The 24505-nt window shown below is 69.9% G+C and carries 26 protein-coding genes; 11 read left to right on the forward strand and 15 right to left on the reverse strand.

The window, feature by feature from the left end:
- Positions 1–48 precede the first annotated feature (48 nt).
- From KUG41_RS02055 to KUG41_RS02080, 6 genes are all read right to left on the reverse strand, one after another.
- Positions 49–522 (reverse strand): molybdenum cofactor biosynthesis protein MoaE, encoded by a 474-nt coding sequence (locus tag KUG41_RS02055; RefSeq protein WP_216900561.1) that lies wholly within the window; start codon positions 520–522, stop codon positions 49–51.
- Between the two features lie 3 nt (positions 523–525).
- Positions 526–816 carry a MoaD/ThiS family protein gene (locus KUG41_RS02060; protein ID WP_254216742.1) on the reverse strand — a complete coding sequence of 97 codons (291 nt, stop codon included), beginning with the start codon at positions 814–816 and terminating at the stop codon, positions 526–528.
- An 841-nt stretch (positions 817–1657) separates the two neighbouring features.
- Positions 1658–1864 carry a TfoX/Sxy family DNA transformation protein gene (locus KUG41_RS02065; RefSeq protein WP_216900563.1) on the reverse strand — a complete coding sequence of 69 codons (207 nt, stop codon included), beginning with the start codon at positions 1862–1864 and terminating at the stop codon, positions 1658–1660.
- Positions 1865–1916: 52 nt separating this feature from the next.
- Positions 1917–3050, reverse strand: a complete 1134-nt coding sequence (locus tag KUG41_RS02070) for a methyltransferase domain-containing protein (RefSeq protein ID WP_216900566.1) — start codon at positions 3048–3050, stop codon at positions 1917–1919.
- A gap of 220 nt (positions 3051–3270) precedes the next feature.
- A complete protein-coding gene (locus KUG41_RS02075) occupies positions 3271–3510 on the reverse strand; it encodes a hypothetical protein (protein WP_216900568.1) in 240 nt (79 codons plus the stop codon).
- 202 nt (positions 3511–3712) lie between these two features.
- Complete coding sequence (locus KUG41_RS02080; RefSeq protein ID WP_216900570.1) at positions 3713–4603, reverse strand: MBL fold metallo-hydrolase; 891 nt, start codon at positions 4601–4603, stop codon at positions 3713–3715.
- 87 nt (positions 4604–4690) lie between these two features.
- On the opposite strand from KUG41_RS02080, the gene KUG41_RS02085 reads away from it, so the two are divergent.
- Genes KUG41_RS02085 through KUG41_RS15925 form a run of 4 tightly spaced genes read left to right on the forward strand, consistent with a single transcriptional unit; the run spans position 4691 to position 9769 of the window.
- Entirely contained in the window at positions 4691–5995 is a 1305-nt protein-coding gene (locus KUG41_RS02085) for a diacylglycerol kinase family protein (RefSeq protein ID WP_216900572.1), read from the forward strand.
- A complete protein-coding gene (locus KUG41_RS02090) occupies positions 5992–7521 on the forward strand; it encodes a metallophosphoesterase (protein ID WP_216900574.1) in 1530 nt (509 codons plus the stop codon). Before KUG41_RS02085 ends, KUG41_RS02090 begins: the two co-directional genes overlap by 4 nt.
- 44 nt (positions 7522–7565) lie before the next feature.
- Positions 7566–8066, forward strand: coding sequence for a molybdenum cofactor biosynthesis protein B (moaB, locus tag KUG41_RS02095; protein ID WP_216900576.1), 501 nt, complete (start codon positions 7566–7568; stop codon positions 8064–8066).
- On the forward strand, positions 8066–9769 hold the full coding sequence (locus KUG41_RS15925) for a mechanosensitive ion channel family protein (protein WP_216900578.1): 1704 nt from the start codon (positions 8066–8068) through the stop codon (positions 9767–9769). The genes moaB and KUG41_RS15925 overlap by 1 nt, the downstream gene beginning before the upstream one ends.
- On the opposite strand, the gene KUG41_RS02105 is transcribed toward KUG41_RS15925, so the two are convergent.
- The gene (locus tag KUG41_RS02105; RefSeq protein ID WP_216900580.1) at positions 9770–10213 is read right to left on the reverse strand and encodes a hypothetical protein; all 444 of its coding nucleotides are present in this window, start codon (positions 10211–10213) and stop codon (positions 9770–9772) included.
- A 66-nt stretch (positions 10214–10279) separates the two neighbouring features.
- On the opposite strand from KUG41_RS02105, the gene KUG41_RS02110 reads away from it, so the two are divergent.
- Positions 10280–10771: a nucleoside deaminase gene (locus tag KUG41_RS02110; protein WP_216900582.1), complete on the forward strand. Its 492-nt coding sequence runs from the start codon at positions 10280–10282 to the stop codon at positions 10769–10771.
- 42 nt (positions 10772–10813) lie between these two features.
- Here KUG41_RS02110 and KUG41_RS02115 read toward each other — a convergent pair whose 3' ends face one another.
- Genes KUG41_RS02115 through KUG41_RS02125 form a run of 3 tightly spaced genes read right to left on the reverse strand, consistent with a single transcriptional unit; the run spans position 10814 to position 13816 of the window.
- Positions 10814–11482, reverse strand: a complete 669-nt coding sequence (locus KUG41_RS02115) for a hypothetical protein (RefSeq protein ID WP_216900584.1) — start codon at positions 11480–11482, stop codon at positions 10814–10816.
- A gap of 34 nt (positions 11483–11516) precedes the next feature.
- A complete protein-coding gene (locus KUG41_RS02120; protein ID WP_216900586.1) occupies positions 11517–13061 on the reverse strand; it encodes an ABC transporter permease subunit in 1545 nt (514 codons plus the stop codon).
- Entirely contained in the window at positions 13058–13816 is a 759-nt protein-coding gene (locus KUG41_RS02125) for a phosphonate ABC transporter ATP-binding protein (protein WP_216900588.1), read from the reverse strand. The genes KUG41_RS02120 and KUG41_RS02125 overlap by 4 nt, the downstream gene beginning before the upstream one ends.
- Before the next feature lie 97 nt (positions 13817–13913).
- Between KUG41_RS02125 and KUG41_RS02130 the strand changes: the two genes are divergently transcribed.
- Genes KUG41_RS02130 through KUG41_RS02140 form a run of 3 tightly spaced genes read left to right on the forward strand, consistent with a single transcriptional unit; the run spans position 13914 to position 15890 of the window.
- Positions 13914–14288, forward strand: a complete 375-nt coding sequence (locus KUG41_RS02130) for a DoxX family membrane protein (protein ID WP_216900590.1) — start codon at positions 13914–13916, stop codon at positions 14286–14288.
- A 17-nt stretch (positions 14289–14305) separates the two neighbouring features.
- Positions 14306–15214: a cation diffusion facilitator family transporter gene (locus tag KUG41_RS02135; protein WP_216900592.1), complete on the forward strand. Its 909-nt coding sequence runs from the start codon at positions 14306–14308 to the stop codon at positions 15212–15214.
- Positions 15215–15224: 10 nt separating this feature from the next.
- On the forward strand, positions 15225–15890 hold the full coding sequence (locus KUG41_RS02140) for an SDR family oxidoreductase (protein WP_216900594.1): 666 nt from the start codon (positions 15225–15227) through the stop codon (positions 15888–15890).
- Here KUG41_RS02140 and KUG41_RS02145 read toward each other — a convergent pair.
- The 4 genes from KUG41_RS02145 to KUG41_RS02160 all read right to left on the reverse strand — a co-directional run bounded on the left by KUG41_RS02145 (position 15832) and on the right by KUG41_RS02160 (position 20394).
- A complete protein-coding gene (locus KUG41_RS02145; RefSeq protein ID WP_216900596.1) occupies positions 15832–16965 on the reverse strand; it encodes an alanine/ornithine racemase family PLP-dependent enzyme in 1134 nt (377 codons plus the stop codon). The genes KUG41_RS02140 and KUG41_RS02145 overlap by 59 nt on opposite strands.
- A complete protein-coding gene (locus KUG41_RS02150) occupies positions 16962–18038 on the reverse strand; it encodes a DUF1611 domain-containing protein (RefSeq protein WP_216900598.1) in 1077 nt (358 codons plus the stop codon). Before KUG41_RS02150 ends, KUG41_RS02145 begins: the two co-directional genes overlap by 4 nt.
- Positions 18039–18241: 203 nt before the next feature.
- Entirely contained in the window at positions 18242–19453 is a 1212-nt protein-coding gene (locus KUG41_RS02155) for a ChaN family lipoprotein (protein ID WP_216900600.1), read from the reverse strand.
- Complete coding sequence (locus KUG41_RS02160; RefSeq protein WP_216900602.1) at positions 19453–20394, reverse strand: putative selenate ABC transporter substrate-binding protein; 942 nt, start codon at positions 20392–20394, stop codon at positions 19453–19455. Before KUG41_RS02160 ends, KUG41_RS02155 begins: the two co-directional genes overlap by 1 nt.
- Positions 20395–20504: 110 nt before the next feature.
- Between KUG41_RS02160 and mnmH the strand changes: the two genes are divergently transcribed.
- Together mnmH and KUG41_RS02170 are read left to right on the forward strand one after the other, a co-directional pair.
- Positions 20505–21545 (forward strand): tRNA 2-selenouridine(34) synthase MnmH, encoded by a 1041-nt coding sequence (gene mnmH / locus KUG41_RS02165; protein WP_216900604.1) that lies wholly within the window; start codon positions 20505–20507, stop codon positions 21543–21545.
- Between the two features lie 81 nt (positions 21546–21626).
- Complete coding sequence (locus KUG41_RS02170) at positions 21627–21917, forward strand: hypothetical protein (RefSeq protein WP_216900606.1); 291 nt, start codon at positions 21627–21629, stop codon at positions 21915–21917.
- Here KUG41_RS02170 and KUG41_RS02175 read toward each other — a convergent pair.
- Positions 21858–22730: a glycosyltransferase family 2 protein gene (locus KUG41_RS02175; RefSeq protein WP_216900608.1), complete on the reverse strand. Its 873-nt coding sequence runs from the start codon at positions 22728–22730 to the stop codon at positions 21858–21860. The genes KUG41_RS02170 and KUG41_RS02175 overlap by 60 nt on opposite strands.
- Positions 22731–22971: 241 nt before the next feature.
- Between KUG41_RS02175 and KUG41_RS02180 the strand changes: the two genes are divergently transcribed.
- Complete coding sequence (locus tag KUG41_RS02180) at positions 22972–24429, forward strand: glycosyltransferase family 39 protein (protein ID WP_216900610.1); 1458 nt, start codon at positions 22972–22974, stop codon at positions 24427–24429.
- Positions 24430–24505: the final 76 nt, after the last annotated feature.

Raw genomic sequence — 24505 nt, forward strand, 5'->3', positions numbered from 1 at the left:
CCGCGGCGAAGCGGCCAGGCTTGATTCTGCACCCCGCGGAGGAAGTCTTCAGAGCGGCGTGTTGCCCGCCACCCAGGTGCCGTGGCCGCCGCTCCACTCCCGTTTCCAGAAGGGGGCGTGGTGCTTGAGCTCCTCCAGCAGCTCCGCCACGCAGCGCAGCGCCGGGCCGCGGCGATCGGCCGCCACCGCCACCAGCACGATCGCCTCCCCCGGCAGGATCCGCCCCACCCGGTGCACCACCAGCACGGCCCCTACCCCATGGCGCCCGGCGCAGGCGGCGGCGATGGCCTGAAGCTGGGTCTCGCTCATGCCCGGGTAGTCCTCCAGCTCCAGGGCCTCCAGGGGGGCGCCGCTGGCGGTGCTGCCGCGGACGCGGCCGATGAAATGCCCCTCAGCGGCGGGGCTGTCGGCGGCGGTGGCGGCGCTCTGGCTCTGCCAGGCCTCCAGCAGCGCCAGGGGCTGGAAGGGCCTGCTGAGGATCCGCACCTCAAGGCGGGGCCGGCTGGTGGTGGCCGCGTCCATGGCTCAGCCTCCGGTGATCGGCGGCAGGAAGGCCACCTCGTCGCCGGGATTCAACGGGGTGTCGGCGGGGGCGAAGGCGTGGTTGATGGCCACGCGGATGGTGGCGGGGAATTCGGCGGCCTGCCCGGGCGGGGCCTCGCCCAGGGCCAGTTGCCGCCAGAGGTCGGCGGGGGTCAGCGGGCAGCCGTCGGCCGCCAGGGGCAGGCTGCGCTCGGACCAGCCGGCCCGCTCCCGCAGGGCGGCGAACAGGCGCACGCGCACCATGGCCGCGACGGCGCTTTGCTGGCTGGCCATGGCGTCCTTGCTGGTGGGACTCCAGCGTGACCGACGGTGGCCACGATCCCAGCGTCCCCCGGGACAGGCGGTTGGTTGGACGCGAACAGCGTTGAAGGGATCGCCACAGCCGTCGTCAGATCACCACCTGCGCCGATCCCGGCAGGAGATGGAAAAAGGTTGTGTGATAACAAACAAAGCAATGGCTGCCAACTAAACGCCTCTCGATGATCCAGTCTTCCCCGGCGACGGATGTGATCCGAACGAACGCGCTGGGGGTCAGCGGAAACGGGGGTGAGAGCGCAGGGGCCGAGCTCGTGCGTTTCGTCGGTCCAGCGGGTGTGGAGCCGCTGGTGTTCCTCAAGCGAGAGGGCCCGGCCGTCGGGTGTGAACACCCGGGCATCGGCGTGGCGGAACAGCCTGGCGATCCGACTGCCGGACTCACCTGCGGCGACGCCTTGGTCTCCACCCATTGGGTTGGTGCAGCGCGGGCTGGAGCGGCTTGAAGCGCCAGGTCCATCAGGCCTGCCGCGTCCAGTCGTCGGTGAGCAGGCCGCAGAAGCCCCAGTTCTCCCCTTCTGCTCCCGGGTGGCGCCGCGGGTGATCTGGATGTTGACGGAGGGCATCCCTTCACCCGGTCCGTGGGCGTAGCACGAGGTCGTTCTGCAGGCTGCCGAACAGGCGGCGCCCAGCCCTGTCAGGCGTTCCCCTCCAGTGCACCATCCGATCACTCCTGCATGGGGTGATGGTCGACCGGCCTGAGCGGCTGGAACCCGAAGGGCTGGCGCGGGAGATCCCGGTGCTGCTCTCGGTCTGTCTGCTGAAAGCCTGATTGCAGGTCTGCTTCAGAGGCAGTGGGAGCTCAGCTCTGGAGGGTTTTCAGTTTCATGCTGCTGAACTCCAGCACGAGTGTCCGGCGAAATTCCGGAGGGAGCGCTCGCCAGTCGCAGTCCATCAGGGCGCCCTGAATCGCATCGGCCTCGATCGCTCCCACCTGTGCCAGTTCGGCGCGGCTGGTGATGCCGATGCCGGCCAGCCAGGCGGCACTCTTCGGGCCCAGATTACGCAAGCCTTGAAGTTCCGTGATGGCTGATCTGCTGGCAGTTTTCAATGGCCGAAGTTCAGGCCTTCTCGGCAATGATGGCATCGCGGCCCTTGTCCCTTTTCCCATCGGGCTTGTTCATGACCTCCGCGAGAATGATGCGGCACCCTAGGCCCCGGAGGATGAGTTCCGTTTGCTGCGGTGTATGGGAGTCGTAAGAGAACTCCTGGCCGAACATGACATCGGTGAACGGGGGCTGGGCGGAGCCACCCACGCTGAGCATGAGCCTGCCGCCTGAGGGCAGCGCGTCCACCACCCGGTGCAGGATCGGTTCATGCAGCGTCCGCGGCAGATGAAAAAGTGCGTCCCAGATCAGGGCCCCTTGGAAACCTGCCGCCGGCCTGTAGGTCTCCATCGCTGAGAGCCGCCACTGCTCCCGCGGCAGCCGGCGGCGTGCGATGGCCAGCATCGCCTCCGACTGATCCACTCCCAGCACCCGGCGCCCCCGGGACACGATGTGTTCCGCCATCGGACGCCCCGTCCCGCAGCCCAGGTCGAGCAGGGTGCTGCCCGGCGGTGCCGCCGACAGCACCGCCTCGATGTAGTCACGCTCCCGCCCGTAGAACCCGCTGCGGGCTGTATCCCACTGGGTGGCAATGCTGTTGTAGGCCGTCCTGTTCATGGGCAGGCCTCCTGGTTGCTCCTGGACCGGATCTGCTTGTCTGAGTTCATCCGCCGCCTTGGTGCTGGTGATCTCCCGCTTGGGGCCGGTGAATGCCTCGAAGAGGCGGCGATGATCGGTGTAGGACCAGGCGTCCTGCCGCTGGTAGTAGCCCGTCACCCACTCCTGCAGATCGGCGAGCATGGCGTCCTGGGCCTCCTTCGTGGCGTACTTGTGGGGCTCCCACGGCCGGCGCCGATTGTTGTCCAGGCAGGCGGAAAGGCCCGGGTTGAGGAACACGAGTTCGGTGCAGCGGCCGGCCGCCACTTCCACCAGCTCCCCGTAGCAACCTTCGATCACCCAGCGCGGGTAGGAGGCCAGAAACGTTTCCAGCGACGCCCGCACGTCTGCCGGTCGGCGCTCCACAGCGACCGTGTCGGCTTCCCACACGATGGTGTCCAGATCCAGGTGGGCCAGCCCATGGACCCGGGCCAGAGCGCCGGCGAAGGTGGATTTGCCGGAACCCGAATTGCCGAATACGAGCACGTTCATCGTCCGTCGTGGCGTCTCCACCGCCTCACTGGATGACGATCACCATTCTGTCAGGGCCGATCAGGTCTCCCCCCTGCTCCGAGGCACACGCTGTCTGTCGCTCAGTTGATCTCCATGCCGACTGGATTCGGCCGCAGCGTGTAGGTCCACTTGTTTCCCGTCGTGGAAAGGTGCCCGCCGGTGGCAAGTGCCTGAACGAGAGCACCGACCGCTATGGCCCTCAGTACAACGACTGGCAGGTGGTGGTGGGTGTGAGTTTCATCAATGACCAGAGCGCTTCATATTGCGCCACGGAGAGGGACAGATTCGTCTCCATCAGCTTCCCCATCGGCGTGCCGGGTGCAGCGGTGGCGCCGATCTTTGTGTTGAGCCCGGCCATCCCCTGACACATCTGCTCGATGGTGGGATTCAGGTCCGTCTTCTCGGCCCTGGCAGGGCCGACCTGCAGGGCCAGGGGCATCAGGCTGAGGAGAACAGCCAGCCATGGAACCTGGCTGCCACCGTGCTGTGGGGATGCCCCCGGAGTGGCGCGGGTGGGAGTGAGGCTCACGGGGGTGCTGAACGGGTCGGGGCACCGTAACGCCAGCGAAGGAAGGCAACAAGCCGGCAAAGGCACCATCGCAGCGCTTGGTGCAACGCGGCTGCCTCTGCTGTGACGGTCGTCAGCGATGGAGATGGCGGAGCAGTTTCTCCAGCTCCAGCTCCCACTCCCCTTTCACAAAGCTGTGCCAGCGGCCGTGCCCCGGCAGCAGCCAGCGCACGTCGAGATCGCGCAACCGCTCCACCGACCGCAGCTGCTCCTGCCAGTTCCACCAGCAGTGGCGGCGCGAGGCCACCAGCCCCGCTGGATCCACGCCCCACCACAGGTGGTCGCCGCTGAACAGCACCGTGCCGGCGAACAGCAGCGCCACCGAGCCGGCGGTGTGCCCCGGCACGGGCACCACCAGCAGGTCGTCGTCGAGCTGCTGGCGCTCCGTGCCCTCGATGCGATGTTCCGCCTCGGGGGCCGCGTCCGCATCGGCGGTGTGGATCCAGCGCCCGGCGCCGAAGCGATCGGCCCAGGCGCTGTGGTCAGCCACGTCGTCGCGGTGGCTGAGCAGAATCCGGCTCACCCCGCCCTGGGCCTCGATCCGCCGGGCCAGGGCGGCGCTCCAGCGGGGGGAATCGATCAGCACGTTGTCGGGGCGGCCATCCGCTCGCCGCCGGGTGATCAGCCAGCTGCTCGCCCCGAAGCTCTTGCGCGACGCCCAGCCGCAGTAGTGCACCTCGCCTTGCGGCAGGGCCGTCACCAGGGCCGGGAAGCCATCGGCCGGCGTCTGGGCCAGCAGCTGCTTCGGGGCGCCGATCGCCGCCACCGGGCAGGCCTGCAGGGCCAGCAGCGCCTGGCGGGTGGCCGCGTCGTCCTCCGGCTGGGCCCACACATGTGACGTGCTGCCGGTGGGGGCGAAGTGGGCCGGATCGAACTGCCAGCAGGTGCCGCAGTCGATGCAGCTGCCATCCACGTAGAACGCCCCTGGCACGTTGGCGGCCAGGCGCTGGTCGGGACGGGCCATGGAAGGGCGGCGGCGACACCCCCCAGCCTGGGCGAACATTCGCCCTGTCGTTCAGATCCTCCCTGCACAGTCCTAGCCTCAGCAGTGATGGCCCATGCCCTGGTGCTGCTGGCGAGCGCATCGCGCGTCGAGGCGCTGCTCGACTGGCTCGATCGGCAGGCCCTGGCTGTGGCCGGCCTGCCCCTGCTCGTCACCGCCGACCTGGCCCGCCGGCTGCAGGAAAATGCGCGCACGGCGGCCCTGCCGGTCACGGCCGTGGCGGCCCTCGCCGAGGGCGGCGACATCCAGATCGCCGCCCGCGTGCTCGACGGCCAGGCGGCCCTGGTGGTGGCCTTTCTCGATCCGCAGGCTCTCCCCGGGCCGCCACCCGACCTGCGGCTGCTGCTGCGCGCCTGTGAGCAGGCCGCAGTGCCCCTGGCTCTCACTGCCGCCAGCGCCGACCTGGCCCTGCGCGGCCTGGCCCACGGCCGTTCCGCCTACCTGCTGTTCAATCCCGTGGCCGGCCAGGGGGATGCCAACAGCGACCTGGCCCTGATCCGCTCGATCCTCGAGCCCCAGCTGCAGCTCACCGTGCTGGTGACCCGGCCCGAGGGCGATCCGGCCCAGCAGACCCGGGAGCTGGTCGCCCTGCTGCAGGCGCGCGCCCTCGGCGAAGCGGGCACGGTGATGATCATCGCCTGTGGTGGCGACGGCACCGTGTCGGCCGTGGCGGGGGCAGTGGCCGGCACCGGCATTCCCTTCGGGGTGATTCCCCGCGGCACCGCCAACGCCTTCGCCGCGGCGCTTGCCATCCCCTCCGACCTGGTCGGCGCCTGCGAAACCATCCTCGCCGGCCACACCGTGGTGGTGGATGCGGCCCGCTGCAACGACGTGCCCATGACCCTGCTGGCCGGCCTCGGCTTCGAGGCGGGCATGGTGGATCGGGCCACGCGGGAGCTCAAGTCCATGCTCGGCCTGCTGGCCTACATGCTCGCCGGCGCCCAGCAGCTCGTGGCCCAGCAGCCGTTCCAGGCCCGCATCGAGATCGATGGGGCCGTCACCGAGCTGCAGGCCGCCGCCATCACCGTGGCCAACGTGGCCCCCGCCTCCTCCGTGCTGGCCCAGGGATTCGGGCGGGTGATCCCCGACGACGGCCTGCTCGAGGTCACCATCGCCTCCCCTGCCTCCCGGCTGGCGGGGCTCAACGCCCTCGCCTCCCTGCTGGCCTCCGCCGTGGTTCAGTCCCCCACCAACCGTCCCGACCTGCTCTGCCTGCGGGCCAGGCACCTCACGATCAGCACCGACCCGCCCCAGGAGCTGGTGATCGACGGCGAGATGGTGGCAGCCAACCCCGTGACCTTCACCTGCCTGCCCGGCGCCCTGACGGTGTTCGCACCGCTGCCGCCGCTGTGAACCTCGCCTCCGAGGCGGGTGTCGCCACCAAGATCCGCCGCATGGAGGAGCGGGTGCGCTGGGGCCACCCCGCCCTGGCCCGCCGCGGTATCGACCCCTGCCGCCTGGCGATCGAGGGGGATCCGGGAGAGCCGGAGGCCTTCGCGTTCCTCGTGCTCGGCGACAGCGGCACCGGTCGCCATCGCCGCGATCGCCCCCAGCGGCGGGTGGCCGAGCAGCTGCTCGCCCATGGCGGCGATGCCCGTTTCCTGCTCCACACCGGCGACGTCGTCTACCAGGTGGGCTCCAGCGAGCAGTACAGCAACAACTTCATCCGTCCCTACCGGGAGTGGATCGTCGGCGGTGAGGACTGGCGCCGGCTCCGCTACGACCAGCTGGTGTTCCGGGTGCCGTTCCTGCCGGTGCCCGGCAACCACGACTACTACGACCTGCCTTTGCCGCTGGGCCTGCTCTCCGGCCTCACGGCGCCGCTGCGCCGGTTGATGCGCTCCTGGATCGACCTCGACGTGGGCTGGCACGGGTCCTACGTGGGCGAGGCCTGGGCCCGTGCCTTCCTCGACATGCTCGCCGACGTGCCCGAGGACCGCCTCGGCGACCATCTGGATGCCACCCGCACCGCCACGGCCGACGGGACCCGCTGCCTCGGCTACCGGCCCGGGCGCTTCACCCGGCTGCCCCACCGCCACTACAGCTTCCGCTGGGCTGGGGTCGACGTGTTCGCCCTCGACTCCAACACCATCAACCAGCCCCTGCCGGCGGGGCCCCGGGAGGACGACGGGCTGCGCCACCGCCGCCGCGTCCTCGACGCCGAGCGGGCGGCCCTGCTGCGCTCCCTCGACGAGTGGGGGGCCGACGAGGACACCCTCGACGATCGGGCCGCCAAGGCCGAGCAGCTGGATGAGCAGATCCGCGACATCGACAAGCAGCTCGCCGGCGGTCCCGTGGTGGTCGACCAGGCCCAGCTCGACTGGTTCGCCGACGCCCTGATCGCCTCCTGGCGCAACCCGGCCGTGCGGGGCCGGCTGCTGGTGCTGCACCACCCCCCCTACGTCACCGAGGCGAGCAAGTGGGACCAGGGCCAGACCCTCGCCGTGCGAGCCCGGCTGCGCCAGGCGCTGGATCGGGTGGCCGCGGCCCTCGGCGACCTCCCGGCCGGCCGCCCTCTGATCGATCTGGCCTTCAGCGGCCATGCCCACTGCCTGGAGGTGCTGCGCACCGCCGACACCGGCCACGGCGATGCTGGCATCCCCTGGGTGATCTGCGGCGGCAGCGGCTACAGCCTGCGCCGCCAGCGGCCGGAGGGCCCCGAACTGCGCGAGGGGCCGCCCGGCGACCAGCGCGTCGTGGCCCGCTCCCGTCTGTTTCTTGGCCGCAGCGGCCGGGGCTCCTCCCTGCGCCGTGCCTACTCCGCCCTGCGGGTCGAGGTGGCCGCCGGCACGCCGCTGCGGATCACGCTCACCCCCCTGGTGGCAGAGAAGGCGGGCGGCCGCTGGCAGGCCCACCAGCTGCCGGGGATCCCGCCCTGATCCGGCGGGCCCTTCACAATGGCGAGGCCGCCGTTGCCCCGGTCTTGAGCCTCGCCATCGCCCTGCTCACGGTGTCCGACACCCGCACCCTCGCCGAGGATCCCTCCGGTGATGCCCTGCAGCAGCGGCTGGACGTCGCCGGCCACCGGCTGCTGGAGCGCACCCTGGTGCCCGACGACCGCTACCGCATCCGGGCCGAGATCAGCCGCTGGATCGCCGATCCGGCCGTGCAGGTGGTGATCAGCTCCGGCGGCACCGGCCTCACCGGCCGGGACGGCACCCCCGAGGCGGTGGCGCCCCTGCTCGACAAGACGATCGAGGGCTTCGGCGAGCTGTTCCGGGTGCTCTCCTTCGAGACCATCGGCACCAGCACCCTGCAGAGCCGAGCCCTGGCCGGGGTGGCCAACGGCACGGTGGTGTTCGTGCTGCCCGGCTCCCTCGATGCGGTGACCACCGCCTGGGACCGGCTGATCCGCGCCCAGCTCGATACCAGCACCCGCCCCTGCAACCTGGTGCAGCTGCTGCCAAGGCTGATGGAGCACTGATGGCGGCCTCCCTCCTGCGGCGGCTGCGGTCCTTGCTGCTGGGGGTGGGTGCCCTGTTGCTGGCGGCCCTGCTGGCCCTGCCCGCCCGGCCGGCGGTGAGCCCCGCTGCATTGGAGGGATCCACGCCGGCAGGGGCCGACCGGGACGCCCCCGGGCAGCGCTTCTCCGCGGGCAGCTACGAGCAGGCCAAGGTGCGGATCCTCGGGATCCCCGCCCTCACGGTGGCGGCCCCGGTGGTGGGCGATCAGGGCGATGCCCCCGATGCCAGCCGTCGCGCTCAGGTGATCGAGGGCAATCTCGACCTCCTCTACGACCCCACCGCCCTGTGCAGCGACGGCGAGTGGATCGCGGAGGGGATTCTGCTGCGGGTGCTGGGGGATCGGCAGGACCGGGCCTGCGTGAATTCCCCCCTTCAGGAACGCCGCGGCAGCCATCCCGAGGTGACGGTGAACCGGCGCCGCCTGCCCGGTGGCGAGGTGGTGCTGGAGGCGGTGGTGCCGGAGCGCAGCGAGCCCCTGTCCCTGCTCACGGTCACCTATGCCGATGCGGCCCTCAACGGAACCAACGCCTGGGATCTGGCCGAACGCTGGCGCCGCCGTCTCGAGAGCCGTCTGCTCTATGCCCGCAAGGCGACGGGGCCTGAGGCCCTCGTCCGGCGCTGGCGCACCCTGCTGCTGCTCGAGCTGCTGCTGCTCGCGCTCACGGCGGTCAGCTTCTGCCTCTGGCGCCGCAACCGGCTGCGGGTGTCCGCCGACCCCTCGCGGCAACGCTGGCGCCTGCTCGGGCAGCTGCTGCTGCTGCTGGTGCTGGTCGAACTCACGGCCGTCGTCGCCCTGGCGGTGATGGCCGTTCCCGGGGAGGTGCCCCTGGGCCTGGAGCTCCTCTTCCAGCCGCTGCTGGGGGGGCTCAAGCTCCTCGTATTCGCCGCGGTGGCCCTGATCGGCCGCTCCCTGGCCAATTTCCTGCTCAACCAGTGGGCCGACGGCGCCCGGGCGGCGGTGGAGGAGCAGGCGCGGCGGGAGCAGCGGCATCGCAACCTGGTGCGGGTGATCCATCGCCTGATCGACCTCACCAGCCTGAACCTGGCGGTGCTCTGGATCCTGGTCGACATCCCCGGGGTGCGGGAGGCCTCCGCCTCCCTGCTGCTGGCCGGCGGTGCCCTGCTGGGTGGCCTGGCCCTGGTGTTCCAGGGGCTGCTGCGCGACTTCGCCGCCGGCCTCGCCGTGCTGATCGAAGACCGCTACGCCATCGGCGACTGGGTGGAGATCGGCGGCCTCGAGGGCGACGTGGTGGACGTGGGGGTGCTCAGCACCCAGCTGCGCTGCCTCGACCAGCGGGTGGCGGTGATCCAGAACAGTGCCTTCGACCGGGTGGTGAACCACACCAAGCTGCGCTCCGGCAAGGAGGTGACGCTGCTGCTCTCCCACCGCGGCCCCGGCATCGACCGGGCGCTGGCGGTGGTGGCCGAGGTGCTCGAGGCCTTCCGTTGTGACGCCACCTGGGCTCCCCGCCTGCTGGCGCCGCCCCTGCTGCGGGGCGTGAGCGCCACCGGCCCCCTCGGCATCACCGTCAGCGTGCTGCTCACCACCGTGGCGGGTGAGCAGTGGGCCGCCTCCCGGGAGCTGCGCCGGCGGCTGGTGGCCCGCCTCCAGCAGGAAGGGATCCCCCTGGCCGACGGACTGGAGCTGGCGGCCCTGCGTTGATCAGCGCGGCGCCTGCGGGCCCTGGCCCCGCGGGTCGCGCCACAGCAGCAGGCCCTGGGAGCGCACGGCATGGAAGTCGGCTGCCCGGCCATCCCCTCGCCCGGTCAGGCCCCCGTCCGGGGCGCCGATCACCGTGCCCTGGTCATCGAGCAGCACGCTGTACTGGTCGCAGCACTGGGGCGGCAGGTAATACACCACCCGACCCCGGTACACGTAGCGCCACACCGACTGGGGTGGGTTGCCCAGTGGCTGGGCCGCCAGCTGAGCGATCCGCCGCTCCAGCCAGGCCGGCAGGGGTGCTGCCACCGGCGCCATCGTCGCCGCTGCCGCCCCAGGGGAACCGGCAGTGGCGGGGGCTGCCGCGAAGGCGCTGGGTCCGATCAGGAGGGCTGCGGCGAGGGCCATCCCCACCGCTTCGGTGCTGGGCTGGAGTGGGCTTGGCATCACCAGCGACGGTACGGTGAAACGGCGCGAGCCATGGCTTCCGCACCATCAAAGGAGAGAGAAGGCATGGCTGCATCAACGGCGAATCACGAAACGTTCATCCGCCAGGCCATCGAACTCTCCCGCAAAGCGGCCCTGGAGTACGGCACCGGTGGGGCGTTCGGTGCGGTGATCGTCAGGGATGGCCAGGTGATCGCCACCGGCATGAACCGGGTGGTGGCCAGCCACGATCCCACCTGGCACGGGGAGATGGAGGCGATCCGGCTGGCCTGCATCACCCTGCAGAGCTTCAAGCTGCCCGGCTGCATTCTCTACACCTCCGCCGAGCCCTGCCCGATGTGCATGGCCACCTGCTACTGGGCCGGCATCGATGAGGTGTATTACGCCGCCAGCGTGGAGGATGCCTTCGAATACGGCGACTTCGACGATCGCCCCATCTACGAGCAGCTGGCCCTGCCCAAGGAACAGCGCTCCATCAAGCTGACCCAGGTGCTGCGCGAGGAGGCGGTGGACGTTTGGAAGGCCTACCAGGCCAAGCCCGACCGGGTCCGCTACTGATCCCGGGCGTCCGGCTCCCCACTGCCGCTGTCGCCCAGGCTCTCAGGCGACGCGGGTGGCCGGCAGGGTCCGGAACAGCTGCAGCATCAGGACCAGCGCCAGCAGGATCCCGGCCAGGGTGAGGGAGCGGCCGCGCCGGCCGAGGCTTCCCTCCAGCCAGGGCTGCAGCAGCCGGCTGGCCCAGGGCACCAGCAGCCAGCCCGTGAGGGCCACGCTGCAGACGTTGCCCAGCAGCAGAGCGGTGGGGAAATCGAGGGGCAGGGGTTTCAGCAGCACCCCCAGCACCATCACGCTGGGATAAAGCACCAGCAGCACGATCAGGTTCACCTTCCAGGCCGGCAGCTCCCCGTCCACGCTGCCCTGGAGCCACTGGGCATAGCCGTCCCAGTCGCTGCTGCCCTCATAGCGGTAGCCGCCTTGCTCGGCCGGACTGAGCAGGGCCCGCCGCTCCCGGGAATCCATCCAGCCCATGAAAGCGTCCGGGGAGGCGAAGCTCAGCTCCGACTGGTAGAGCAGCCGTTGCCCGTGCGACTCCCGTCCCAGGGGGGTGGGAACGGTTTCCGCCACGAAGCCGGGGTAGCGGTGAGCGGCACTCATCAGCCTCTCCTGCACCGCCAGGAACCGCTCCACCCCCGCCGGCTCGATGCGATGCAGGAAGCGATAGGTGAAGGCGGGTGCGCCCTCACCGGGGTTGGAGGGGGCTGGAGGCATCCGGGCGTCGCGGCGGCGGTCTCACCATGGGCCATCAGGCCACGGCGAGCCAGCGGCGCCGGGCCCGGTCGCTCAGGTCCTCACCGAGCAGGGTGAGAACGGCGTAGGCCGCCACCAGGGCCAGCAGCTGGTCCCAGGCGAAGGAGCTCAGACTCTCCAGCAGCTGGCTGCCCAGGCCGGTGGCTCCGGCCAGGCCCACCACCACCGATTCCCGCAGGATCACATCGGCCCGGTAGGCGCCGTAGGCCAGGTAGGGGCGGGCCAGGCCGCTGAAGCGCCCATAGAGCAGGGCCAGCCGGGGCCCGCTGCCGCCGCAGGCCAGGGCCTCCTCGGCAGCCGGGTCGGCATCGTCGGTGCTCTCCAGCAGCAGCCGCCCCAGCACGCCCAGGTTGTGGAAGCCGAGGGCCAGCGCGGCCGTCACCACCCCGGGCTGCAGCACGAACAGCAGCAGCAGGGCGCTCAGCGGAGGCGGCCACAGGCGCGCCAGGGCCCACACCAGCTGCAGCCCCCGCCGCGCCCAGGCCCGGGGCGCCACCAGCAGCAGCAGCAGCGGCGCCAGGCCCACCGCCAGGGTGGCCGCCAGGACAGTGAGCAGCAGGGTGCCCCCCACCAGCCGGGGCCAGGGCAGGGCCAGGGTGGTGGCCCAGTCGCCCTGCCCCAGTCCCGGCAGGGGCTGCCAGGCCAGCAGGGCCGAAGGATCCACCCCCAGCCGGTGGCCCACGAGGGCGCAGAGGGGCAGCAGGGCCGCCGTGGCCAGCAGCATCTCCCGGCTGCGCTCGCCCACGCCCCGGCGGGCCAGCACGAAGCGGCCGGGGGCCAGCCAGCGGCGGCGCAGCAGGCTCACGCTCCCCTCCAGGGCCAGCATCACCGCGAGCAGCAGCCACAGGCCGCTCCAGAGTTCATGGAATTCCAGCGACTGCAGGCTCAGCTTCAGGTCGGTGCCCAGGCCCCCCAGGCCGAACACCCCCAGCAGGGTGGCGCTGCGCAGGGCGCACTCCAGCCGGTAGCCGCCGTAGCTGAGCACCCCGGGCAGCAGGGCCGGCCCCAGGGCGGTGAGCAGGGCCGCCGGCGCCGGTGCGCCAGATGCCCGCAGGGCCTCCAGGCTGGCGGTGGACAGCGCATCCAGCAGATCACTGAGCACCCGCGCCACCAGGGCGCCGAAGGGCAGGGCGATGGCCAGCACCGCCACCGCCGGCTGCAGCCCCACCAGCTGCAGCAGCAGCAGGCCCCAGATCAGTTCATGGATGGAGCGGGGGATGGCCAGCAGTCGCCGGATCAGCGAGGCCGGCAGGGCGGTGCCGGTGAGGGTGCGCCACACCGTGCGGGAGCTGGCCACACCGAGCAGCAGACCCAGCACCAGGCTGGCTGCCCAGCCCAGCAGGGCCATGCCGGCGGTCACCCCCAGGCCACGGACCAGCGAGCCCAGCACCAGCGGATCCAGCGACGGTGTCACCGCCGCTGCGGCGAAGGAGCCGATCAGATCCCAGCCACCGCCGTGGGTCAGGCCCGGCAGCAGCACGGCCAGGGGCACCGGCACAAGGGCCGGCAGCAGCATCAGCAGTGGTGCGGCCGGTTTCACGGCGGCGCGCCGCCGTAGAGGTCCGCCAGCCGGGCTTCGTCCAGCTGGTCCACGGGCCCGTCGAACACCACCCGTCCGCCCTTGAGAGCCACGGCCCGATCGAAACCGGCCAGCAGGTCGGGCCGGTGCAGGCTCAGCAGCAGGGCCCGGGGCGCTTTGGCCTGGGCCAGCAGCAGGGCCAGCAGTTCGCTGGCCAGGCGGGGGTCGAGGCTGGCCAGGGGTTCATCGGCCAGCAGCAGGGTGGCCTCCTGGCGCAGCAGCCGGGCCATGGCCACCCGCTGGCGCTGGCCGCCGGAGAGGGCCGTCACCGGCTGGTCGAGCAGGGCCGGATCCAGGTCCATCGCCCGCAGGGCCGCGGCGCAGGCCTCCGTTTCCAGCGGCAGCAGCAGGTTGAGCAGCGCTTTGGGCCAGCCCCAGCGGGCCAGGCGGGCGGCATTGAGGTTCTGCTGCACGGTCAGCTCCTCAATCAGGCGCAGGTCCTGCCAGAGGGTGCCGATGCGTGCCTGCTGGAGGCGCCGGCCGCGGCGCGAGCGGGCGGGGGGCCTGCCCTCCCACAGCACCGTGCCTGCCGCCGGCGCCAGCAGGCCGTTGGCCACCGCCAACAATGTGCTCTTGCCGGCACCGCTGGCCCCCAGCAGGGCCACCCTCTCCCCGGGGGCCAGGCTCAGATCGACGTCCTCCACCCGGGGCCGCTCGCGGCCGGGCACCCGGATCCCCCGCAGGGCGAGCACGGCGGTGGGCGGGCCGGCGGCCATGGCAGGTGGTGGCAGCAGAGCGTCGACCCACGATGGCAGCCGTCTGCCCCCAGCCTCGCCGGCGGCCACCAGAATCCAGTCATCCGCGACTTCGCCGATGACATCCCTTCCCCGGCTCCGGCCCTCCCTGCTCACCCGCATCGCCCGGGTGCTGCTCTGCCTGGTGTTCGTCCATGCCGTGATCGGCAAGCTGAGCGGCTTCGCCGGGGTGGCCGGGATGATGGCGGCCCGCGGGCTGCCGTTCGCACCGCTGCTGCTGGCGGCGGCCATGGCGCTGATGGCGGTGGGTTCGGCGCTGGTGATCAGCGGCTACTGGACCCGGCTGGGGGCGCTGCTGCTGCTGCTGTTCCTGGTGCCCACAACCCTGCTCTTCCACAACGATGTGGCGGACCCGCAGGAGCGCATTGCGCTGTTCAAGAACCTCTCGATCATGGGGGGCCTGCTGCTCGTGGTCGAACGGAACGACGGCTGACAGCCGATCCCATCCCGATGGCCTTCGCGTCTCCCCGCTCCTTCATTCTGCTGTCGGTGGCGGCGGCCGTGGCCACGATCGTGCTGAAGACGGCGGCCTGGCGGTTCACCGGATCGGTGGGCCTTCTGTCCGATGCGATGGAATCGGTGGTGAACCTGGTGGCGGCCCTTGGGGCCTTCTGGGCACTGAGTCTGGCCGCCAAACCGGCCGACCGGACCCACCACTACGGCCATTTCAAGGCCGAATACTTCTCCAGCGGTCTGGAGAGTGTGCTGATCGTGCTGGCGGCCCTGGCGATCATCTTTGCCGCCGTGGGCCGGCTGCTGCAGCCGCAGCCGCTGGAGCAGCTGGGGATCGGCCTGGCCCTCTCCCTGGTGGCCACGGCCCTCAACGGCCTGGTGGCCTGGGTGCTGCTGCGGGCCTCCCGCCACTTCCACTCGATCACCCTGCGGGCTGACGCCCACCACCTGCTCACCGACGTCTGGACCTCCTTCGGCGTGGTGCTGGGGATCGGGCTGGTGAAGGTCACCGGTCTGACGATCCTCGATCCGTTGATCGCCATCGCCATGGCTCTCAATATCATCGTCACCGGCTGGAAACTGCTGCACGAAACGGCCTCCGGCCTGCTCGACCGATCCCTGCCGGATGACGAGCACGGTCGGCTGGAGGCGCTGCTCGCCGCCCATGAAACGGAGGAGATCCGCTTCCATGCCCTGCGCACCCGGGTGGCGGGTTCGCGCCGTTTCGTGGCCTTCCACGTGCTGGTGCCGGGCCGCTGGACGGTGCAGGCCGGCCACGACTTCTGTGAACGGCTGGAGCGGGAGATCGCGGCGGCCCTGCCCCGCAGTGATGTGCTCACCCACCTCGAACCGATCGAGGATCCGAAGGCCTGGGACGACCAGGGCTTTCGCTGGGAGGAGGGTTGAGACTGTTCCTATGGCCACTTATCTGATCACCGGCGCCAACCGCGGCATCGGCCTCGAATACTGCCGCCAGCTCCAGGCCCGGGGCGACACGGTGTTGGCCGTGTGCCGCACCCCGTCGCCGGAGCTGGAGGCCCTGGGGGTGCGCATCGAGGCGGGGGTCGACCTCACCTCCGAGGCCGCCGTGGCCGGCCTGGTGGAGCGGCTCGACGGCCTGACCATCGACGTGCTGATCCACAACGCCGGCATCCTGGAGCGCACCGGCCTGGAGGATCTCGACACCGAGAGCCTGCGCCGCCAGTTCGAGGTCAACGCCATCGCCCCCCTGGCGCTCACCCGGGCCCTGCTGGGCCAGCTGCCGGCCGGTGCCAGGGTGATCCTGATGACCAGCCGCATGGGCTCGATCGCCGACAACAGCTCCGGCGGCTCCTACGGCTACCGGATGTCGAAGGTGGCGCTCTGCATGGCCGGCAGGTCGCTGGCCATCGACCTGGCGCCCCGCGGCATCGCCGTGGCCCTGCTCCACCCCGGCCTGGTGCGCACCCGCATGACCGGCTTCAGCGAGCGGGGCATCAGCCCCCAGGAGGCGGTGGCTGGCCTGCTGGCCCGCATCGACGCCCTCAGCCTTGAGACGTCCGGCAGCTTCTGGCACGCCAACGGTCAGCTGCTGCCCTGGTGAGCCACCGGTCGCCGCCGCTGTATCTCTTGACCACAAAGGGGCTGGTCATGGCCCGCAGCAGGGCGCTGTAGCCGGGCCGGAAGTGCAGTTCCTCGCCCACCCGCAGCGGCCGCTCCGCCTCCACCACCAGGTGATCGCTGCTGGCCCCCACGATCGACACGCCCGCCGGCGGCTCCAGATCCGCCGGATCCATGTCCTGGACACCCAGCGCCAGCAGACCCCGCTGCCGCAGGCCCCGGTCCGGCGCCGGCGGTGGGGCCGAGGCCTGAAAGCTGGTGAGACCCTGTTTCCCCCAGGGGGAGCTGGGTTTGCGTTTCACCTCGATCAGCTCCCCCACCAGGGTGAAGGCATCGGTGTGCAGGCCGGGGATGGCCGTGCGGGCCAGGGGTTCCCGCCCCAGCAGCAGGGCCTCCCCCAACCGCAGATGGTTGATCCGCCCCGGGGTGCCCCCCTGGGCCAGCCAGGGGAGATTGGCCGAATTGCCACCGGACACCAGCTCGAGCCCGATGCCCAGGCGGGCTTCGAGGGCGTTCGCCAGGGCCGAGAGCTCCGCCATGTTGGCCGCATCGGGGACCACCCCGTGCTGGCAGCCCAGGTTGGTGCCGATCCCCACCAGTCGCAGCGACGGCAGGCTCAGGGTGAGCCTGGCGGCGGCCTCCAGATCACGGGGCAGGAGGCCCTCGCGGCAATCGCCCAGTTCCACCATCAGCAGCACGCCGTGGCGCCGCTGTTGACGCTGGGCCGCCGCCGCCAGCGCCTGGATCAGCAGCGGTTCGCTGTTGCAGCTGCTGGTGGCATGGGCCACCACCTGCTCCACCTGGCTGAGCATCGGGGTACGGATCAGCAGCGTCGGCGCCGTCAGGCCGCCGCGGGCCAGTCCCTCCAGCGTTTCGATGCGGGAGTCGCCGATCGAGGTCACGCCGGCCGCCAGCCAGGTGCCCACGATCTCCGGCCTGCCGAGGCAGGCCTTGCTGACCGCCGTGACCGTGATCCCATGGCGTGACAGGTGACCCACCAGCGTGACGGCGTTGTGGCGCAGGCGGTCGAGAGCGATCTCGAGCCGCGGGGCGCTCACGCCATCGCCGCCAGTTCCGAGCCGAGTTCGGGGAAGGCCCTGACCACCATCTGCACCAGGCCTTCGGGGGAGCCGCTGAGTGGATCGGTGACGGGGATGTGCAGTTCCGCCTCGTAAAGGGCAATCGCAGCGGAGATCTGGGCCGCGGTCATGCCCTCGTGGTTGAGCGTGAGGCCGATCACCCGGGTGGGCGCAAAGGCCTCGATCAGGGTGATCTCGCTGTGGGGCGTGGGCATGGCCACGCCGGGGAAATCGCAGCGTTGGCGACGTCTTGGCGCATGCTGCAGGATCACGGCCTGGGGCTGGGCGCCCCGCAGGATGAAGGTGGAGGAGAGATAGGCCGGATGGCTGAGCGCTCCTTGACCTTCGATCACGATCACCTGGGGATGCTCGCTGTTGAAGGCGTCCACCACGGCGGCCTCCACTTCACCGGAGCAGAACTGGGAGGGAATCGCATCGAGCGGCAGGCCGTAGCGGCCGCCCTGGATGATGCCGGTCTGCCCCGTCGACACCAGCGCCGCATGGATGCCGTGATCATTGAGGGTCTGCACCAGGAGCGTGGCGGTGGTGCGTTTGCCGATGGCGCCATCGGTGCCCAGCACAGCGATGCGCCGGCAGGTGACGCCACCGATCGCGCCGCTGAACAGCCGCAGATCCTGCAGGGCCGGCGGCCGGCGCACGTCCTGAATCGTCACCCGGTGCCGGGCCGCGCAGGCGGCGAAGAAAGGGTCATCGGCAAGAAACTCGCGCATGCCGCTGACCAGGGACAGACCAGCCGCCATGGCGGCCAGAAGCACCTGCCGGTCGCTGGGGCTGTAGAGGCCATTGGCAGGAGCCATGCCATAGATCAGTGTTCGCGGGGCCGGGCCGCCGAGGCGGAACGCGGCCGCCAGATCGGCCACGATCGGGATGCCACTGCACTGGCCATCCAGCAGCTCACCGGCGTCGTGGCCGGCAGCCTGACTGTCGATCACGGCCAAAATTTGGTAATCGGCGCTGTGACGCACCAGTCCGTGGGCGGTCTTGCCGTCGGCGCTGGCGAACTGTCCTTCGCAGTAGACCACCGCTGCCATGGGTGCGGTCAGCGGGGCGGGCGTCGCCTGCGGCTGGGCCAGGACGCGCCCCGATGGGCGCGCGCCGATAGCCCGGGGCGGAACGGTCAAGGGGTTCGGATCCTTTCTGTGGGCTCAGGGGAGGCGGCCGCATGGTCTGCCGGTCGCCGAACCGAGCAGGGATAACCACTGGCCCCCACGGAGCGGGAGTGTATAAATCGATACTAGGAGGTTGGGAGGCTTGCCGGGGCCGTCGGCTGCCGTCCTGGCGATGGCAGGACCATCTCCCTCCGTTCGCCCCGCCCGTTGCGGCTGATCGTCAGGACAAGGGGCAGCCCCCGGGGATGGGCGGCCACGGCGTCGATCACCTGGCGGGCGCTGGTGGCCGGGCGGCCATCGATCGCGGTGATCACGTCGCCCACCAGCAGGCCGGAGCGATCGGCCAGCGACCCCGGGGCCACCTGATGGATCTCCACCCGGCCCCGGTGGGTTTCCAGGTACACCCCCAGCGTCAGACCCGCCGGTGGGCCGGGGTCAATGCCGAACACCGCCGTGGCCAGCCCTGGCCGGAGCGTGTCGCAGTTCAGGGAGGCGTCCCAGGGCAGGAACCAGGCCGGCTCAGCGATGCCCAGGGCCCGCAGCTGGTGGGGCACCCCGAAGCCTCCCGCCAGATGGCCGTTGCCCATCAGCGCCACCACCAGCGCCCCGGGCCGGCGCCTTCGCTGGTCGGCGATGGCCTGGGCCATGGCCCGGTCCCACAGCTGCTGGCTCTCCACGAAGCGCCGGAAGGAGGGATCCTCCACCCCGGGCAGCCGGTGGCCCGGGGTGGGCACGAAGGGATGGTGCTGCCAGAGCCGGTGCAGCAGAGCCACGTAGGCCTCGCTGGCGGGCGCCGGCCGCCCCACCCCCTCCCGCTCGGACGGCGGCACCGCCTCGAAGCCCTCCAGGCGCACCCGGCGCACCAGCTGCCGGTCCACGTTGAGGGCCAGCAGGGGGATGCGCCGGTCGCGGGCGAAGCGCAGGATCGGCAGGTAGAGCTCCACGTCGTAGCCCCAGATCGCCGGCCAGTCGAGGGCCGCCAGGAACGCGGCCTCGTCGAGCTCCCCGGCCGACCACTGATCGAGCACCGGCTGCCGCCGCCGGGGCACCATCTCCAGGCCGAGGCTGAGGTCGGGTCGCCGCTTGAGCAGCGCCTGCAGCGTCGCCAGCTGCCAGCGGTGGTGGTCGGCGCTGTCGTGGCGTTCCCCCAGCAGCAGTACTGATCCCGCCGCCGCCTGATCCAGCAGGGTCCCTGCAGCGCGCGGTCGGGGCCCCGCGGCGCTGGGCTCCACCCAGGCGCCCCCGGGGACGCAGGGCCCGGGGGCGGCCGACAGGGGCGCTCCCGCCCCCAGCAGGGCAGCCAGGGCCAGACCCGCCGCCCGCCGGCCCGCGGCCATCAGCGGATCTTGCCGATCTGCCGTCCCACCTGCTCGATCTTCCCGTAGGCCGCCGCGTCGGCGCCGGTGAACTGCTGGGCGCCGAACAGGGCCAGGATCTGCTTCTGGGTGGGGTCGTTGCTGCGCCAGCTCAGGATCGCCTTCTGCACCTTGCTGGTGAAGCCCTTGCCGAAGCGCCTGTCGAGGTCGGGCTGGGCGATCCAGTGGTAATCGGGGTAGCCGGGACTCTTCCAGATGGGGATCACCTTGGCCCGGTTGGCCTTGCCGTCGCGCAGGCTGGCGCGCCACACCTGTTCGTTCACGGCACCGGCGTCATAGGCGCCGCTCTGCACCAGGGCGATGGTGGCGTCGTGACTGCCGCTGAAGCCCGGCGCCCCGCCGGCGAAGTCGGAGGGTTTCACCCCAGCCTGGCCGAGGAAGTACTGGGGCATCAGCCGGCCGGAGGTGGAGCTCTCCGAGCCGAAGGTGAAGCGCTTGCCCTTCAGTTCCGTCAGCCCCTTCTGGGAGTTCAGGGGCTTGAGGCCGCTGCGGGTGCTGGCGATGAAGATGGTGCGGAAGGCCACGTCGATGTCCCGCTGAGCGATCACCTTCGCGCCGGGCTTCTGCAGTCGGGCCTGCACGCCGGTGAGGCCGCCGAACCAGACCAGATCCAGGCCACCGGTCCGGAAGGCGCTCACGGCGGCGGCGTAATCCACCACCGGCACGTAGACCACCTTCACCCCCAGCTGCCGGCTGAGTTCATCGGCCACCAGGGGATAGAGGCGGTTGAGTTTCTCAGGCTTCTGGTCGGGGATGGCACCGATGCGCAGCACCTTCTGGCTCTGCTGGGCCGCGGCCGGGGTCAGCAGCGCCGCCAGGGGCGAGGCGGGTGGCGCCAGCAGGGGAAGCAGAGCCAGAGAAGCGCCCACCAGGGTGGCGGCGACACGGAGCCGAAAGGTCATGGAAAGGCTTGGCAAGCAGGGTCGTCCTCTGGCCCACTATGGCTTTGCGGTCCGCGGCCATCCGCGCGACCCTCCCCGTCGTCCGGCGCCCCCTCCCGTTGCCCAGCGCCATGGTGGTTTCCCTCCCCATTGATGCCTTCCTGGCGGGCGGCGGCGCCCTGATCGATGTGCGCACGCCCGCCGAGTTCCGCCAGGGCCACATCCCCGGTGCCCGCAACCTTCCCCTGTTCAGTGACGCGGAACGGGCCGAGGTGGGCACCCTCTACAAGCAGCAGGGGCGCCAGGCCGCCGTGCTGCGGGGCCTGGCCCTGGTGGGGCCCCGGATGCACGCCATGGCGGCGGAGCTGGCCGCCTGGAGCGAGCGCACGGCAGGTGCGCCCCTGCGGCTGCACTGCTGGCGCGGCGGCATGCGCTCCGCCAGCGTGGCCTGGCTGGCGGGGCAGCTGGAGCTGCCGGTGGTGCTGCTGGAGGGGGGATACAAGAGTTACCGGCACTGGGTGCTGGAGCTGTTCGAGCGGCCCTGGCCCCTGCGGCTGCTGGGGGGGCGCACCGGCACCGGCAAGACCGAGCTGCTGCTGGCCCTGCGGGAGCTGGGGGCGGCCGTGGTCGACCTGGAGGGGCTGGCCCACCACCGGGGCAGCAGCTTCGGCGGCCTGGGTCTGCCGGAGCAGCCCACCAGCGAGCACTACGAGAACAGCCTGGCCACCGTGCTGGCCCCCATGGCCGGCGCCGGCCAGATCTGGCTGGAGGCTGAAAGCGCCATGGTGGGGCGCTGCCGCATCCCCGCCGGCCTCTGGCGCCAGATGAAGGCCGCGCCGGTGCTGGCGGTGGAGCGCCCTCTGGCGGAGCGGGTGACTCACCTGGTGACCATCTACGGCGCCCAGGACCCCCTCGCCCTGGCGGAGGCCACCCAGCGCATCGCCCGGCGGCTGGGGCCCCAGCGCACGGCGGCAGCCCTGGAGGCGATCGGGCAGCGCGACTGGGCCTCCGCCTGCCGGCAGATGCTCGATTACTACGACCGCTGCTACGACCACGGCCTGGATGGCCATGCCTGCCGCGCCGTCGACCTGGGCGGTCTGGGGGCGGCGGCGGCGGCCCTGGAGCTGGTCAGCCGGGGGCTGGTGGTCCTGAACCATCCGGCTGCCGCCTGAGCACCCGTCCGATCAGGGCCGCCCAGGCGAACCCGGCCGTCTGCTGGTGAAACCCTCCCCCTGAAGCTCCAGAGCGCCAGGGTGGGCTTCGCTCTCGGCCGCTCCCGTGAGGATCAGACCCAGGCCTCGCTGTGGATCGGCTTTCTGCCTGCCAATGGTCTGATCACTCTTGCGGATTCTCCTGCGGTGCTGGTGGCCATCTGCGCCTTCCTGCTGGTGGTCAGCCTGGCTTTCCAGCGAAACCCCAGGGCTCTGGATGATGAAGAAGGATGGCTTCAGTTGGGATGGCGTAAGATTTCCTCAGAGGCAGTATTAACTGCGTTTATCGATCATATCCGCCAGCATGGCGAAGATGAAGATATTCAAGCTTGAGATGGCGAAAAGAATCGTCTTGTCCGTGAGGTTGCCGAGTACCAGAGCGTCATAGAAGCCGCTGGCCAGGAACAGAAAGGCCAGCAGGACGGCGATGGGAACGAGTAGCCGCATGGGTGCGAAGTACATCCCTGTGCGAGCAATCAGCTGCACGAATCGAAGCGTGTCTCGGATCGGTTTGATGTGGCTCTTGCCGATTCTCTTGGTATAACTGATCGGCACGAATGCCACATCGTGGCGATTCCGTAGAAAGCAGATCGTGATGGTCGTGGTGAAACTGAATCCATCGGGGAGGAGTTTCAGGAATTTCAGCGCGAGGTCGCGCCGGAAGACGCGCAGCCCTGAATTCATGTCAGGAACGTGCTCTCCACACAGAAAGGACACCCATGGCACGAGGATCATCTTGGGGATTGAGCGCGTCCTGGAGTAGGTCACGTCCTCCCCGATGCGCGCTCCTACCACCATGTCGTGCTCCGCAGTCAGGCGGATCAATTCCGGAATGCGGTGGTTCGGATAGGTGCCGTCGGCATCCGTGATGGCGATGTACTCAGCATTGGATCGCATGATTCCACTCTTCAGAGCTGCTCCGTAGCCGAGGTTGCGGCGATGGTGAACCACCCTCAGGCGCTGGTCCGGGTGGGCGACGAGCAGCTGATTGAGCGTACGTTCCGACCCGTCCGAGGATCCATCATTGACGACGATGATTTCAACATCATCCAGACCATGCTCATTGAGGTGACCCAGGAGGTCCTCAACCGTTCGCGCAATGGCACCTTCTTCGTTGTAACATGGTATGACGATGTTGGCCAGCATGGCAGTGGATTCATCCCGCAATAGCCTCACCTTAGATGTTGAGGAATGGTTCTGGCCTGATCGCTGAGCCTTTCCCGTCTCTGCCGCGACCTTGATGGTTTCCGGTGTTGGCTGCCGGTGGGAGCTTCAGCTGCTCACGTCTGGCCTTCGCTGGGGATTTTGTACAATGTTACATCCATGGGGTTTGTCTGAGGTGAGGCATTTTGCGAGGTCCCCCTCACGGCATCGCTTCCTGCATGGGTTGGCCGTTCTGCTGCCGCTCCTTGTGCTGGGACTCAGCCTGTTTCTTGTGTGGCAAGGCTGGATCAGTCTGCGGGTGGATTCCATTGGAGGTGACGCCAGCCAGAACCTGCGCAGTGCAATGAACCTGTGGCAGCACGGAGTGTATGGGGAGTCCCTGAATCCCGTTGAGGCGGGGTATCGCCGCGAACCCTTGCCCAACTGGATATTGGCGGCCCATCTGAAGTGGCTGGTGCGAGCACCGGTGGGTCTTCCGTATGCAGACCTTGTGGCGGATCCAGACCTGCTGACCAGGACGATGCAGGTGAATCTCGTCTATCTTCTGGCGCTATTTCTCTCGCTCTGGGGATTGTGTGTGCGCCTTATCCGTCCTGGATGGCTGGCCCATCTGGTCGCTGTCGTAGTGATCTACTTCAGTGATAACGCATTCGCCGCAGATCAACTCACCACACTCAACACCGAGCTGCCGGCGGCCTTGATGATGACTCTCACGGCCCTGGCCTTCGTGCTGCTCCGGCAGCGTCACCACAGTGGTTGGGCCATTCTGGCCGGCCTTGTTTTCGGAGGCCTGGTGCTTACCAAGGCCTCGGGCAGCTACCTGGCGCTGGTGTTGCTGCCCCTGATCCCGTTCCTGCTGAATCACTCCAGGCGCAGGTCTTTGGCCCTTGGTCTCTGTGTTGCTCTTGGCTTCGCTCTGGCCGTTCTCCCCTGGGTGGCACGCAACTTGATTGAGTTCGGAAAACCTGCCATCGCCAGAGGAGGGGCCGACGTCCTGATGATCCGATCCGTTTACAATCAAATGACACCTCATGAGTTTCGGGGAGCCTTTTATTTCTTCGCACCGGAACGATTACAAAAGGACTTCTTCGAGCCTTATCTGGGCTTTTCGGAAACGCAGCGCGAGTGCGGGGGGTCACTGGAGCGTCTGTCCCGGAGCTTGCCGTGCGATGAGCGCGCGTTCGCCGAGGGGCGTGAAGGAGATGTGAAAAGTTTCTACCAGATCGGCAAGCGTGTTCTCCCTGCCCAGATCCGTGCCCAGACCGTCATGAGTGGCATCAAGACTCCCGGTGATGTCGTTCAGCAGGGCGTGGCCCTCGATCGCATTCGGGCCGCTCCCCTTAAGCATGTGCTCGTGAGCCTGCCGCTGTCCTGGCAAGCCTTATGGACCTTCAGGAACCAGATGACCTGGTTCGGTGTCATTGCCAATGGCCTGGCCATGACCAGTCTGCTGGCGATGCCTGCGCTCGGAGTCATGTGGCGAAAACCCGAATGGGTGCTGATTTCCATTGTTCCCGTGGGCTATTTCCTCTTTTATGGGCTGTTCTCTCACTTCATCCCTCGCTACAGCGAACCGCTCATCCCGCTCTCTCTGGTCTGCCTGAGCCTGCTGCTGCTGGAAGTCATCCGCAGGGTCGGAGCACCTCTTGCCGACCGGTACGCTCGCGGCGGTGGCCGCTGAGACCTCTCCTTTTTGCGCTGCATGGTGAGGAAGGAGGAGAACAGCCGCTCCACCAGCCTGCGTCCTGAGGCGGCCC

It is taken from the genome of Synechococcus sp. CCY 9618 (assembly GCF_019038415.1).
Lineage (GTDB): Bacteria > Cyanobacteriota > Cyanobacteriia > PCC-6307 > Cyanobiaceae > Cyanobium.